9 protein-coding genes and 1 pseudogene are annotated in these 13,843 nt (G+C 62.1%); 3 read left to right on the top strand and 7 right to left on the bottom strand.

All coding sequences use genetic code 11. The features are described 5' to 3' along the window. Positions 1 to 21: 21 nt before the first annotated feature. On the top strand, positions 22 to 2,235 hold the full coding sequence (locus ACVMDN_RS38985) for a helix-turn-helix domain-containing protein (RefSeq protein WP_310884847.1): 2,214 nt from the start codon (positions 22 to 24) through the stop codon (positions 2,233 to 2,235). On the opposite strand, the gene ACVMDN_RS38980 is transcribed toward ACVMDN_RS38985, so the two are convergent. From ACVMDN_RS38980 to ACVMDN_RS38960, 5 genes and pseudogenes are all read right to left on the bottom strand, one after another. After that, a complete protein-coding gene (locus tag ACVMDN_RS38980) occupies positions 2,203 to 2,385 on the bottom strand; it encodes a zincin-like metallopeptidase domain-containing protein (RefSeq protein WP_310884848.1) in 183 nt (60 codons plus the stop codon). The genes ACVMDN_RS38985 and ACVMDN_RS38980 overlap by 33 nt on opposite strands. 131 nt (positions 2,386 to 2,516) lie before the next feature. Then, positions 2,517 to 2,645, bottom strand: a pseudogene (locus ACVMDN_RS38975) (ABC transporter substrate-binding protein); the annotation flags it as partial. 50 nt (positions 2,646 to 2,695) lie between these two features. Beyond that, positions 2,696 to 5,791: a S8 family serine peptidase gene (locus tag ACVMDN_RS38970; RefSeq protein WP_310884849.1), complete on the bottom strand. Its 3,096-nt coding sequence runs from the start codon at positions 5,789 to 5,791 to the stop codon at positions 2,696 to 2,698. Positions 5,792 to 6,286: 495 nt separating this feature from the next. Beyond that, complete coding sequence (locus tag ACVMDN_RS38965; RefSeq protein WP_456835817.1) at positions 6,287 to 8,077, bottom strand: chloride channel protein; 1,791 nt, start codon at positions 8,075 to 8,077, stop codon at positions 6,287 to 6,289. Between the two features lie 1,374 nt (positions 8,078 to 9,451). Continuing rightward, positions 9,452 to 9,868, bottom strand: coding sequence for a transposase (locus ACVMDN_RS38960; protein WP_456835818.1), 417 nt, complete (start codon positions 9,866 to 9,868; stop codon positions 9,452 to 9,454). Positions 9,869 to 10,274: 406 nt separating this feature from the next. Between ACVMDN_RS38960 and ACVMDN_RS38955 the strand changes: the two genes are divergently transcribed. Then, positions 10,275 to 10,466 (top strand): hypothetical protein, encoded by a 192-nt coding sequence (locus ACVMDN_RS38955; RefSeq protein WP_456835819.1) that lies wholly within the window; start codon positions 10,275 to 10,277, stop codon positions 10,464 to 10,466. A gap of 1,129 nt (positions 10,467 to 11,595) precedes the next feature. Here the strand turns inward: ACVMDN_RS38955 and ACVMDN_RS38950 are convergent. Continuing rightward, entirely contained in the window at positions 11,596 to 11,868 is a 273-nt protein-coding gene (locus tag ACVMDN_RS38950; RefSeq protein WP_456835820.1) for a DUF2285 domain-containing protein, read from the bottom strand. A gap of 156 nt (positions 11,869 to 12,024) precedes the next feature. Between ACVMDN_RS38950 and ACVMDN_RS38945 the strand changes: the two genes are divergently transcribed. Next, a complete protein-coding gene (locus ACVMDN_RS38945; RefSeq protein WP_229162973.1) occupies positions 12,025 to 12,204 on the top strand; it encodes a helix-turn-helix domain-containing protein in 180 nt (59 codons plus the stop codon). Between the two features lie 300 nt (positions 12,205 to 12,504). Here the strand turns inward: ACVMDN_RS38945 and ACVMDN_RS38940 are convergent, their stop codons facing one another. Continuing rightward, positions 12,505 to 13,695, bottom strand: a complete 1,191-nt coding sequence (locus ACVMDN_RS38940) for a DUF932 domain-containing protein (protein ID WP_456835922.1) — start codon at positions 13,693 to 13,695, stop codon at positions 12,505 to 12,507. Positions 13,696 to 13,843: the final 148 nt, after the last annotated feature.

Here is a 13,843-nt window from a genome sequence, read left to right as displayed (position 1 = left end):
AGCCGCCTGGGAGGAGTATGCATGAGCAGGACCGCGCCGCTGGCGCACGTCGTTTTGGAGCCGCATCCCGCTTTACCGGTGGCTTTTCTGAAAGACGCTATTGGCACGCTTGTCAACGCGGCCGACCACGGCACGCAAGCGCTGTTTTCCGAAGCTCGTATTCTCTTTCGCAACCTGCTCTCCGCAAAGGACGTACGACTTCTCGTTCGTTCGGCTGGCGCCTGGCGAGAATGGGAGAGACTCAATGACGGCGCTGACGAAGCGTTGATCGAGAGCCTGCCCGACGCGGCAGACAGTGTGGTGATTTTCGAGAACTCTGCCTTTATCCCCGTGCAAGTGGCCCGCGTTGGCCTGCTTGCCGAGGGTGTTGGCGATCCTGCGGCGCTCAATGAAGCCGCCGCGGTCCTGTCCAAAGTCTTTGGGCTCGCTATCGCATCGAGTGAGAGTCAAACCGTCAATCCCGACAAGCTCGAAGCGATCCGCGTATTCCAGCGCGTTGCAAACAAGATCCTTAAAAGTCAGGATTTGCAGGAGATCTTTCTTCAAATCACTCACGAAGCCAAGACCAGGCTGTCCGCCGATATCTGCGGCATCATGCTTCTCGAGGGCGACGCTTTGGTTATGAAGCGTTGCACCGGAAACTTTGCGGTCGAGACGGCGCGCCTGAGCATGAAGGCAGGCCAGGGCGTTGGAGGGAGGGTGCTGCAGACCCGGCAGCCCTGCTCGATCGAGGATTATGTTCAAAGCGAAATTATCAGCCGCGACTTCATGAGTCTCGCGCGCGCGGAGCGCGTCCGTTCAGCCTTGGCCGTTCCGCTTATGTCACAGGACCAGGTGATCGGAGTCCTAGAGGTCTGGAGACGAAAGCCATCCACCTTCACGGCGCAGCATACGGCGGAACTCGCGACGCTCGCCAATCTTGCCTCCCTGGCCATCGAAAATGCAGCGCTGCTTGAAGCGCGCGAGTTAGCCACGCAAAAGCTGAAGGATGCCCACGCTGAGCTTCAGCAACGCTACGACGTCATACGCAACTCCGCAAACCTGCAAGAAAGTCTGATCTCGACATTGCTCAACGGTGGCAGCCTGTCGGAGATCGCCCAACGGGCTCACGAGCATCTGCGTTCTCCGGTTCTGATCCTCGATAAGCATCTGGATGTTAAAGCATGCCATCCCCCCAGCTCCGTCACCGATGCGATTCTGCGCGCTATCCGTACCGGAATCTCTCAAAGTACGGGGTCGGATACGCGCCACAAGACCTTGACTTCAGGGACGCTCCGCTTCGCGTTCCAAAGTATCACGGCGGGATCGGAACTGATGGGCTGGGCCATTCTCGTCGATCCAGAAATCGAAGACGAGAGCGCCCAACTCGCGATTACAGAGCTGTGTGTGACGACGGCGCTTCATCAAACCAAGGAGAGGGCGGCTGCGCGTGCTCTCACCGACAAGCTGGCCATACTGACGTGGGACCTGCTTGAAGGTCCGGATCACCTGCGTCAGCTCGCGCTCCAGCGAGCGAAAGAGTTGAATGCCGAGATTCCTGGAGAATACTGCGTTCTCGTATGCTGCGTGGACGGGATCGACAAACCTGGCAAATCCGGGTTGCTTACCGGCGGCGAAATTGAAGCTCGTCGCCGGTCGGTTGTGGAAGCCCCTGACCGATTGTCGTCCCGACATCTCGTTCGGCTGTCTGGGTTGCGGGGCAACGAACTGGCCCTCGTGGTCTCCACGTCCGATGCCGTGCGCGTCCGCGACTTTGCTCAAGGCCTTCTGGCGGAAGTCATGCGGCGCGTTCCTGGCTCGCTTGTCTATATCGGCCTAAGTCGGAGCTGTCGCGATCCTATGCTGATGCCGGATGCATGGAAAGACGCTCATATCGCGCTTGACGTTGCGCGCCAAAATCGCCAAGCGGCTGTCGTGGGCTTCGATGAAGTCGGCGTCGCCGGGCTTCTCATGAGTATGCGGCAAGGAGCCGACTTTCACCAGTTTGCAAAAGAAACCTTGGGCAAGCTTCTCAAAGAGAAGAGCCCGCAGCGAGACGTGCTCTTCCAGACCCTGCGAACGTTTTTCTCATGCAACTGTTCCCAACAAGCTGCGGCCAAGGAGCTCCGCACCCATCAAAAAACAGTCGCCTATCGACTCGACAAGATCGAGCGATTGACCGGGCTCAAACTTGCGGCGTACGAGCAACGCGTCCTGCTCTATCTAGCGCTGCGGATGAATGACCTCATAGGATAGGTAATATCGCGCGAGAAAGATCGCGGCAGTTGCTGCCTGAAAGACCGCCCGCTTGTCTGCCAGATGAGGGGCGATATACTGAGCGTGATCCTGGCGCGGTTCGTTGCTGATCTCGAGTTCGGCGCACAGGAACGCCGCACCGAGTTCCACAATTCAATTCCTCGAAGCAATAGGGCTTGTCGGCAAATCGCTTGCTTTTCTCCCGGTTCGGGCGCGGGGGTGCGCTGCTGAAATGCGTCAGTTCATGCAGGACCGTGGAATAGAAACTCTCTTGCGGTGAGTTGGAAGTCGTCGGGGCCGGTGTTCAGCGTCACGCCCGGCAGCAAACCGCCCTGCGCGAACTGCTTTCGGCTCGCCGCCTGCTTCATCACGCTGGCGCGCGTGAGGTCGCCGCCGCGGCGCAGCACCTCCTCCGGTCGCCGTCCCAATCGGTCGACCGCCTGCGCGCAGCGAAGGTCGCTCACCACTGGTATTTGACAGTACCCTTTCCTGTATAGCCGCGGGTCGTTTTGGAGAACTCGCTCTCGAAGGAGGCGGCGAGCGAGAAGCCGCTGGCCCAGCGCACTTCGGTGAACACCGAAGCGAGCCCCGCATCGGCCGCCTGCGCCGCGCCATTGACGATGAAGCCGGAAGCCGGCAATGCTGCGAAAGCGGCCTGGAGGCTGCGGTCGGTGTTGAAGTTGTGCGCCCAGGCGGCGCGGCCGCGCAGCGTCAGGGCCGCCGTGCCGTCGTTGATCAAAAAGCTGCGGTCGGCGCGCAGGCCAAGTTCGCTACGCGAGGCCGTGACGTCCTTCGCCGTATAGCTCAGTGCAAACAGTCCGCTGCCTGCCAACACGCGTTCGGCATAGCTCGGCATGAACAGCGTGGTGAACTGCCCCGCCGCATACGGCGTCACCCCCAGCCACGACGTCGCGAACCGGTAGCCGCCTTCCAGCCGCCCGGACAGCGCATTGGCCTCAAAGCGCCCGCGCAGATGGGTGTCGAGCACCGTTCGGTCGGTGGTCGCGTCCTGCCAGCCATAGGCCAATGCGCCAGAGAGATAGGCCGCTCCGAGACCATGCCGGCCATAGACGCCAGCCTGGAAGGCGTCCGACCGGCCGCTGCCGAGCCCACCGGCAAGACCATAGCTCGTGCCCGCACCGCCCATCGCAAAGCCGAGCACCGTATCCTGCAAGACATGATAGTCTGCTCCCACCGCCGTGCCATAGATCTGCGCGGTGGTGTCCGCCGAGCCGGTCAGCGCGTTGCCGCCTGTGGTCTGGCCGCCGCCATAGCCCGTCGCCCACACGTTCCAGCGGGGTTCATAGAACGGCGCGACGCGCGGCGGCGCCTTGGTGATCAGCGCGGCATAGGCGCTCGCAGCATCGCTCTCCTCGGCATACGACGGCGCAACCGACGCCATCGCCACCCCTTGCGGCCCCATCCGGCCTGGGATGGCGGGATCGGTCAACAGATCAGTGAAGCGATTCATCGCATCGAAGCTGGCCTGCTGGATCCCGGTTGCCGCCTCGCCCGAGGCCACCGTCAGGCGTCGTGGCGACAGCGCGCCAAACGCCAGCGGAATGCCGCCCACGCGATTGAACGAATTGACCAGCGCGGAGGATACGCTCTGCTGGTTCCGGCTCAACCCGGCAACACTCATCACCAAGTTCAGATAGGTGTCGTTGGCATCGTAGCTGAGATTCGCCGCGAAGTTCTTCGGCAGGTTGGTGTTGACCGGTCCATGAAAGGTGCCGCTCACGCCTCCGGCAGCACTGAGAATGTTATATCTCTTCATCACATAACTGCCCGGCGACCAAACCGCCAGTACGTTGGCACCGCCGAGCATTGCAGTGCCAGTCACGTTGGTGCGGTCGGCGTTTGTCGGCGACATCTGCACGAGATAGCTCGCCGCCGCTGTGAATACCAAGTTGCCCTGCACGCTGAGCAGGCCGATCGAGTTACCCGGCGACAGCGTGCCGCCGTTGATGGTGACGTTGCCAACAGTGCCGGTACCGCCGAGCAGACCGCCGACGTTGACTGTGGTCATCGAAGACGAAGCAATCGAGCCGTTCACGATCAGCGCACCGCCGTCGACGGAAGTCGGGCCGGCATAAGAGTTGATCCCCCCGAGGATCAACGTGCCTCCACCCGACTTGGTCAGAGCGCCCGCGTATTCCGCATCAGTTTTGGCTTTGAGCGCTGCAAGACGGACTTGAAGCACCTTGGCTGCGGGATCGCGGCCCCGAGCAGCAATTTCCCCGGTCAGATCGACGATCTCCTGCGCCTCTTCCCGCTTGCGCTGCCTCAGCGCCGCATCCGAAATGCTGTTGCTCCAGGTGTCGGTAACACCGGTCGGAAGATTGTAGTTTTCGGGACGCAGCAATTGGCCCGGACCATTCATCGCGGCCTTGAGATCGGGAATGCCCCAGCCATAGATCTCGTTGACGCCCGAATAGCCCTTGGGCTGGCGCGCCGTGGTCAGCAGCACGTCGCGTGCCTGCTCATTGGTCATGTAGGCATATCGCTGCAAGACCAGCGCGAGGGCGCCGGTCACGTGCGGCGCCGCCATTGAGGTACCGCTCCAGCGGTCATAGCTCGGCTTGCCGGCACTGACCACAGTGCTGTCGATATCAACGCCCGGAGCTGCAAGACACCAGTACTTGGCCAGGCCACATTTGTTGAACTGTTGCTTCTCTGCCCGATCTATTGCAGTGACTGCAATCCAATCGTGTTCAAGCTCCGGCCGAAAATAGGGCAACGACGCCCGCACCGACGGATTGTCAAACCCGGCATTGCCAGCCGTGAAGACCATGATGACGCGCCGTTGTGCGGCCTCGGCAGCGGCATCGAGCCAAGTCTTCTTCCCGACATAGCCCATGTAGGCGTTGAGCACGCCTTGCCTGGTACTGTAGTCGTCCTCATCAGGCGGGTTGCCCCAGCTTGAGTTAATGACCCTGACGCCTGCGGTGACCAGGTTGCCGTAGGCCCCCTTGAAATAATTGTAGTCCTCGTTCGGGCCGTAAATCATCTCGTCGGTGCCGCCTGTGTTCGACACATGAAGCTCACCGTCAAACGCCACGCCGTGCATTTCCTTGCCGTCGCGCGATGCGGCGATCGTTCCGGAGACATGCGTTCCGTGTGAATCATTCACGCCATCGATCCAGCTGCCCGTATCGGAATAGGCATCACCCTGCTTGTACGCGCCGTCGGTCGGGCCATAGCGATACCCATCCGCCCCATATTGGCCCTGGTTCGATAGAACGTGAATTCTGGGATTCTGGAATTTCGGATGGGAGCTGAGGATACCAGAATCGACGACGCCGATCAGGATACCCTTACCGGTGATGCGATTGGCGTAGGCATATTGAGCATTCATCGCCTTGAGTCCCCAGTCGCCGGTGAATTCAGGCGTCATCCAGCTCTTGGCTGCGACCTCAAGATCGCTGGTCGTCGTGCCGTTGGCGTTTAGGTAGAGCTGTTGAGCACATGCCTGCTGCGCCAGGGCCAATGCACAGATAGAAACGCCGCCGAGCCACAAGGCGCGTTTGATGAAGTTGCTGAGATTGTCGGACATCGGATACCCCCTTGTGTTCGATTTGCCTTGGGACGCGTCAAAAGCGCGGACGCGTCCGGGACTGCACCCGTTAGGGCCGCAGCAACGCGGAAGACCGCGACACAGCGCGATTTAGTACGGCGTGAGGGAGTGCCATCCCGGACAAATCGGGGTCGATGCGACCAATTTGGGGTCGATCAATATCGTCGGCGTTTTTCGCAAGGAAAGAGCCGCAAGCCTGAGGAAATCGTGGCTGGTTTGTTGCATCCAAGGCGTACCCGCTCAGGATCAATGCGGCAAAGGATCGGGGGACACCACACAGCGAGGGACAGGTTCGCAGCGCCTGCCAGCCCGAGATCGAGAAACTCTGTGATGGTCAGGAGCGAAGAGCCGGCCGTTGCCTGCGAAGCCAGAAGCCACTCGGCAAGCTGATCTGAGCACCAAGGCAAGTCCGGGACCAGTTACGAGGCTTTCCTACTCGGCCTGCTGCCGGTCCGGTGGTCCCTTCCAGGCTGTTCACACTGCCCCGAGCACGCCGCCGGTTGCTCGGTCGATCTCTTCGACATAGCGGCGGCGCGCGAGCGACTCGGGCAAATAGCCGATCACCTTGCGGCTGTCGGCGGATTCGACCACGGCCAGAAGATCCGCCTCCGCCTTGTCGAACACGGCCATCGCGGTCTTCACGTTCATCTCGGGCAGCAGCACGTCGTCGAAATAGCGCGCGAGCTCCACCACCTGGATGTCGTCCGCGATGGTATCGAGCTCGACGGAATAAAGTTCTGGAAGCAGCACCAGTCCGCAATATTCGTCGGCGTCGTTGACGACCACGATCGCCTGCAGCGAGCTCAACGGGAACTCGCGGCGGCAGGCCGCGATGGTCGAGGTCGATGGCGCCTTGGCGACGTCGCTGCGCATCATCCGCTCCACCGACAGGTTGCGCAGCCAGCCGACGTCGTTGGCACTTCGGATAGTCTCCCCGCGCAGGTGCAGGCGCCAGGTCGAGAACGAATGGCCGAAACTGAAGCGGACGCAGATGCTGGTGACGATGCAGCCAGCCAGCACAACGGCGGTGACGTCGACGCTGCGTGTCAACTCCAGCACCAGGAACGACATCGTCAGCGGACCGCCGACGATGGCGACGCCGAGCGTCGCCATGCCCGTGAGCATGCCGACCAGGGGATCAATTCCGAGCTTCGGGCTCGCGAGGATCACCAGCGCGGCGAACAATTTTCCGAGCAGGCTGCCGACGAACAGCGAGGCGAAAAAGAGACCGCCGCGGAAGCCGGAGGCGAGCGAGATCATGCATGCGGCAAGCTTCAGCACGATGATCGTCGCGATCAGGCCCGCCGCCATCTCGTGGTGCATGTCGAGCACCATCGCGCCGTGGCCGGCGGCGAGCACCTGCGGCGTGACGATCGCCAGCGCGCCGACGCAAATTCCGCCGATCGCCGGCCTGATCCAGAGCGGAAGCCAGGATTGTGTGAACATGCGCTCGAACAGAACGGAGCTTCGCATCACCAGAATTCCGACACCACCGGCGATCAACGCCAGCACGATCAGGGCGAGGTATTGCTCGACGCTGACCGTGCCGACGCGCGGAACTTCCAGCAAATAGGGCGAGCCGCCGAACCATTGCGCGGCGAGCGCGCCCGACAGCGACGCGGCGAGAATGGGGGCTGCACTCGCCACCGAGTAGACGCCGACGATCAGCTCATAGGCATAAAACGCGCCGGTGATCGGGGCGCCGAACGCCGCCGCGATCGCGGCGGCCGCGCCGCAGCCGACGATCAGGCGGAGGTCGGTGCGCCGCAAATTGAGGAACTGGCCGAGCAGGGAGGCGACGCCCGAGCCGATCTGGGTGTAGCCCGCCTCGAGCCCGACCGACGCGCCGCAGCCGTTGGAGATCAGGGTCTGGCTCGAGACCACGACGCTGTCGCGGAGCGAGAGATGTCCGCCGCGCAGCGCGTTGGCCTCGATCGGGTCGACCGCGCTCGATATCTTCAGACGCCGCCGCGACCACTCCATGATCCCGAGCGCGAGCCCTCCGACCGCGGGGGCGCTCAGCGCCGCCCACGGGTTGATATGGTCATGGGCGCTGAGGCGGACGTCGATCGGGATCCCGTAGATCAGGACATGGGCGATCTGGGCGACCTCGCTCATCAGCGTGACAATGGCACCCGCCATGAAGCCTACCAGGAGCGCCAGCGGGATCAGGTAGAATTCGTTGCGACGCAAAAGCGCGCGCACCCGAACCAACAATTTGTTGGTTGCTCTTCGCAGGACAATGTGGCGGATCGCCAACACCATTCGGCTCTTGTAAGGTCCTAGCAGAGAAAGCTCAGCGGACCGGATGTGCGATGCCCATCGGGCTTCAGGCTGCTCCGCGAATCTGGACAGGTCAATGAGAATCAGAATTGCCCCTTCTAAGTGCAATTGCTGATGGACCGACCAAGCTGGTACTCGACACTGGCCCTGACGCCATACGGCCGAGCCAATAGCATCCTCCGCGAACTGCATGCTGCCGGGAAGGAGTTGATCGGCCGGGTGATCGTCCTGACAGACGGTAAGGCAGGCGCCATCATCGCCTGTGGGTCCGGGGATCGATCAACAGGTTGCTAGCCAGCCCGAGCCGCCAAGTAGGTCCTTCGCCACCTGCCCATCAGCTCGCGCGGGCGAAGGACTTGAGGCCCACCATGGCTGCCGCGTCCTGGGCGACGCGATGAAACGGAAGTGATGACGGTCGCTCTCGCATGCTCCGCGAAGGTACGGCCGTCGACGTCCTCGGTCTGCGGCCCGAACAGCCGCGCCTTGTCCGTGTCGTCGATCCCCCCTCGCGACGGAGATAATTGAGGTGGGCGACGAACGGTGCGGCGCGCGGTGACGGACGACGCGGGTCCGATAGCGACGATGCGCGAGGCCCCGTCAGCAGCCGGTTGGCCCGCACGCTTGCTACCCGGCCGTGTCCTAAGCGCGACCGGCTGCCTGGGATGATCCGGTCCGTATGGGACACCTGCCCGCCAACCTTCTTGGCCGCCGCGAGCGCCTGCGCAATGAATGGCCACGCCCGCCGCGAAGTGCATGAGTGGATGGGGCCGGGCCGGATGCGAAACTCACGCCCCTCGGCCATCGCCAACCTCGGCAATGTCTAATAGATTGCGGAGTGCCAGTGACTTGCGTGCAGGGCGCACATTGCTGGCCAGGCGAGCACCCTGCGCGGCAGACGGAAAACTCCAAACAACACAACGAACCGACCGCGGCGCAATGTGCGCCCTTTTATCTCGCCCTCCTAATCGAGCACGCAAAGTCAACTCCCTCCTACGCTTTTTTACGATTTCTCCAAACAAGCAGCGCCTTATCTCGCTGCTTCGATTGCGAGCAGCGTTCGCCATCAGCACGGTCACGACTTGCATTCTCCAGGTGGGGTCCATGCGTTCCTTCGCGTTCGGCACATGGCCATCGCATGCTCTTCATCAGGTTCGTAAACAGGGCTGTCCAAGCAGTCGGGCGCTCTCATCCCCGAAGGACGGCAGCAGGCGAGATATAGCGGAGATTCCCCGTTTCGCGGCCCCGCCAGCGGACGCTCACCGCGCGCGCGGATCTCTAATTTGCGTCTCCTCAACGTGCTGGATGCGAGACCGGCAACAGTTCCCGGTTGTCAGCGCAGCAATTGCTGCGCAGGTTTCAACCTGAGCCGTCGTGGTTATCTTGGCGCCGAGGCCGATGTGGAAGTCGGTCTCGCTGACCCACATCCGATGCAGAATGCTTGCGCGCTTGGCGCAACGGCGACGATCGCGCACAGCATGCTTGACCGCTGGCGATCCGCAGTCCCCACGCGCCCAAGGCGGTCAAGGTCCTGACGCGCAGCAGAAGGCTTGCAGCCGTCTCGCAGAGCGCCTCCCGAACGGCGATATCGCCTTGCCTAGTGATACGGCCCTCATAGTCCACGGCGGTTCCGGACTGGTGTCGCCGCCTCGGCGTCAGGCCAAAATGCGCGCCGACCGTTTGCGATCGTGCGACGCGCCGAGGGTAATCGACACCGACTTTGAACGAAGGGCCGCAACGGGGCCGACGCCAGGAACCGTCATCAGACGCCGGCACACCGGATCATGTCGAACGACCAGCAGGCGCCCCTGTGCAATTTTTCGAAGCCTTCGAAGATCGTCGCCGTGCGTCCAACATGGCTTCGATGGTCATCACGAACTGCGGTCCGGGCGCGCTTCGAGCGTCCTAGAACATGCATGACGAGGCGATGAACTAGAGTGGCATGGGGCATGCTGAGTATACTGCGGCGCGCTCGGTCTTTCGCCCGATTCGTTGAAGATCCGGCGCGACCATCGCGAAGACTCCGGCGACGAGATGGACAGGCGATTGTTGCTTCATCCGGGTGCCCAGGCTCAATCAAGCAGCGCTGCTTATTGCGCGCGACGCAAACACCGCTTGACGCCGGAAGCGCGGGACGGGCGTCGAACCGGCGTCGGTTCAGCAACAGCAGAAGCGGGCGATCGTGCAGCAGACGGAGAAGCCCGGCGTCAGCGTGGTGCAGGTTTACTGCCGCCATGGCGTCGCCACCAGCATGGTGTTCCGCTGGCTAACCGCTCGCAAGGCACCGCAACTCGCGACGCTCGCCGACCGCGCGGCCAAGAGCTCACGGCGCTCGCCGCCTTGCACGATCTGGTGCAGCCGCCGGACGGCATGATGGCGGTCGAGCTGGCCAATGGACGGCGTGTCTTTGCACCGGCCGGCAGCACTCCGGCTGTGGTGATGCCGCAGCTCGCCGTCGGCCGTGACGCCGTTTCTTCGCAAGTGCGGACCGCTGCAGACAGTCCAAACGAAGAGCAGCGGCACAACAGCCCGAACGCGCGCTCCCGACGGAGCCAAACATACCGTCGTGCTTGCGCCCTTCCAGGGTAACGCTGCTGCGCGCCACGGCCGTGCGGCCGCCCTAGGCCACCACCGCGCTCACAGGTCCGGTATATGTTGGTCGGGAGGGAGGAATGGTCCCGCAGTCTATCGAGCAGGGGAATGGCAGATCGAAAGCACTCGTAATGCACGATCACTCCTCCCACGTCCTCACCGGAACGCAAGACCGATCACGGCAGACGCGGGCAGACGTCCTAAGTAGCGGCCATCCAGCCCCCCATCGGACTGCCAGTTTCATGAGAGAAGATTCGCGCTCGCGAACACACGACAGCTATTCCATTTGGGCAACGGCCAGCTGCGCCCGTTGCGTTCCGTCAGCATCAGGCGGACGGTTCGGCTGCGCAGGTCGTGCGTTTTCCAGGCGCGATCCGGAATAGGCTTCCTGGCGAACGGCGCTTCTGCGGTGGCACGATATGTACTATCAGCACTCTGCATCGAGCGCGTGAGGAGCCGCGCTCAACCGCTCGCGTCGCTGATTGGATGGCTCGTTAAAGGAAGGACCTGGCGCACGCCCTTTCCTGTCGCACCAAGGTTGTCGGGCCGCGTATGCCCACGCGTCAAGTTTGCGGTCGGACGACAACCTGGCTACTTGGTGAGCGCCACCGCTTGACGGTTCTGTTGACCAGACTTCGACCGCGCCGATGCGCAGCGCTGCGTGCCAGCCGTCGCCTCAATGTTGCTATCTCTGCGTCCTTGAAGGCTCTCGCAGGATTCCGGCGACCGCCAGTCGAACCCAGGCATTACTTCCGCCTCATTGCACGCGGCAAACAAGGATCGTGGCGCAATAATTCCGATCGATTGGGCCGCAGGAGGACCCTGGTTTGACACCGCGTGGTCTCCCGAATGACCACGTGGTGGCCGGAGACGACGATCGCCAAATCAGGGATTTGGTCGACGAATTTCTTCTAACTCGACCCCGCACCGCGTAAGAGACGCCCCTGTTCGGTCATCCACTTAGCTCGCGCGAGGTGACTCTCGTATGCGTTCTGCGCGCGATCCGGCTCACGCTCCGGATCGACGTGCAACACGATCCGAGCGGCTTCCCGCCAGTCCGCGCCCTCGCTATCGGCCTGTAGAAGGCGGATGTACGTGACTACGTGCTGCTTGTCATAGACCGTCAGCTCGACGTCGGCCGGCGCTATGTCAGCAACCTCAGGATCAATCGGAAATTTTGACATGGTATCCTTTGGTGCCCTCCCATCGCATTTCCCATAGTGCAACAGGCTGAGCGGATTGTAACTTAAAAGCGGTAGCCTTAAAAGCATCAAGCAGCAGTATCTGCGTCCGTGAAGAGGACGCACAAAGGACCGCTCCGGGACGTGCTGGCCAGGAATATGCGCCGGCTCCGGGCTGCTCGCGGCCTTAGCCAAGAAGCGCTCGCGCACGAGTCCGGGATTAATCGTACCTATCTAAGCTCGGTTGAAAGATCTGAACGAAACATTTCCCTCGACAACCTGGCAAGGATTGCCGTTGGGTTGCAGATCGAGCCCTGGAAACTGCTGAAGAGCGACTAGTTTGCGTGAGAGGGCGCAACAAACGTCATTAGATTGCGGAATTTCCAGTCCACCACGCAAAACGTGATCCTTCCAACAATCTGACAGACGGCCCAAGCTTTGGAGGTGCGGCCGGTCGGCCTGCTTGACGAGAAAGTGTCCAAGGTTCGATCCTGACCTTTTGCGAGCCGGGCCGGAGGCCCGGCGAGCGCCGGACGCGGATACGCGTCGCCGCCGCCGATCCGGCCAGCCGGATTGGCGGCGCGCACCAGGCACCGAGCGAAGCCGCGCAACCGTTCCCCGATTGCGCGGCTCATGTCATCAGATGGTCCGGTCCATCAGGCGCTTTGCCTTGCCTTCGAGTTCGAGGCGCGTGTCCTGATGAGCCTTGCCGCGAGCAAATGCGGTAATGCCCTGCACGAAATCAAAGATGCTTTCCGGCTTGCGATTTTCTTCTCCTAGAACGGTTTCGATGATTTTCACGGTCTCGGATTTGGAAAACCCACCTTTGCGGAGGAACGTCTCCCGGTCCTCATCCGTGCGGGCAACGATCCGCTCCCGCGCCGCCTTGATGCCGGCAACGAATGGCGCGGGCGAGGAATTGGCAAAGCTGGTCAGCGCAGGCGCGGCTTCATGCGCGAAACGTTGAGCTGCGAACTTCGAATGCCGGATCGTGATCTCTTCGAAATTCTCCACGCCCCAAAGATTGCGGTTCATGCAGACGGCGCGAAGATAGAAGCTCGCAATCCCAAGCGTCTTGCTGCCGACTTCGCTGTTCCAGCAGTAGAAGCCTCGGAAATACAAATCCGGCGATCCATCTGCCAGACGACCCGCTTCGATCGGGTTGGTGTCGTCGACCAGAAACAGGAACACATCCCGGTCACTGGCATAGAGCGTGGTCGTGTCTTTGGTCACGTCCACAAACGGATTATGGGTCATGGTTGCCCAATCCATCACGCCCGGGACCTTCCACCGCGTGTCACCCGTGCCATTGCCTGCGATCTTCATGACCGCGGCGACCAACTCGTGATCCCAGATGCGGCCATAGTCCGGCCCGGTGACAGCACGAAGCTCGACGCGTCCATTGTCGGTCTCTAAGGTTTTCACCAGCTCGGCGCGATGCGACAGCAAGCCATATTGCAGGTTGACGGCCGACAGGGCTGCAGGAAGCTGCCGCAGATAGGATGTCGGCGCGCCCGCCAGCGTGCACAACTGGCCAAAGCTCCAATGCGTCGGCGCCACTGGCTCGTCACGTCCCGGCACCACCAGGACCAACCGCTCGGAATTGTCTCGGCTCGCCTCTACCCGGATGGTCCGACTTTCCACCGTTCGCGCTTCCGCGCGCTCGGCCCGTCCCCGCACCGCCTCATAAAGGCCCGGCAGGTTCAGGTACCGCTCGTCATCCGGTCGCGCAAACCACTCGGACGACACGCGGCCGATCCTTTGGCCGCGCGAGACGTCCACGCGAAAGCCGCCGGATGCAGGCTGTTCGCCTATGGACAAGGTCATCATGTTCATGGTCGTTCTCCTATGGGCTGAGGTTGAAGCGCAGCGCTGCGCTGCAACCCTGCCTCGCGGCGAGCAGCGGGTGTGCAAGCGGAGTGGGCGCCTTCGCGGGGAACCGGCTGCACGAAGCGCGTTAGCGCGGAGGAAGCTGGGC

This window comes from Bradyrhizobium sp. USDA 4510 (genome assembly GCF_054059095.1).
Note: the sequence above shows the minus strand (reverse complement) of the source record. Positions and strands in the feature narration are given on the sequence as shown.

Coding starts and splice junctions, on each gene's coding strand:
- ACVMDN_RS38985 (WP_310884847.1), top strand. CDS start 22: ATGAGCAGGACCGCGCCGCTGGCGCACGTCGTTTTGGAGCCGCATCCC.
- ACVMDN_RS38950 (WP_456835820.1), bottom strand. CDS start 11,868: ATGTCAAAATTTCCGATTGATCCTGAGGTTGCTGACATAGCGCCGGCC.
- ACVMDN_RS38945 (WP_229162973.1), top strand. CDS start 12,025: ATGCGCCGGCTCCGGGCTGCTCGCGGCCTTAGCCAAGAAGCGCTCGCG.
- ACVMDN_RS38940 (WP_456835922.1), bottom strand. CDS start 13,695: ATGATGACCTTGTCCATAGGCGAACAGCCTGCATCCGGCGGCTTTCGC.
- ACVMDN_RS38965 (WP_456835817.1), bottom strand. CDS start 8,077: ATGGTGTTGGCGATCCGCCACATTGTCCTGCGAAGAGCAACCAACAAA.
- ACVMDN_RS38970 (WP_310884849.1), bottom strand. CDS start 5,791: ATGTCCGACAATCTCAGCAACTTCATCAAACGCGCCTTGTGGCTCGGC.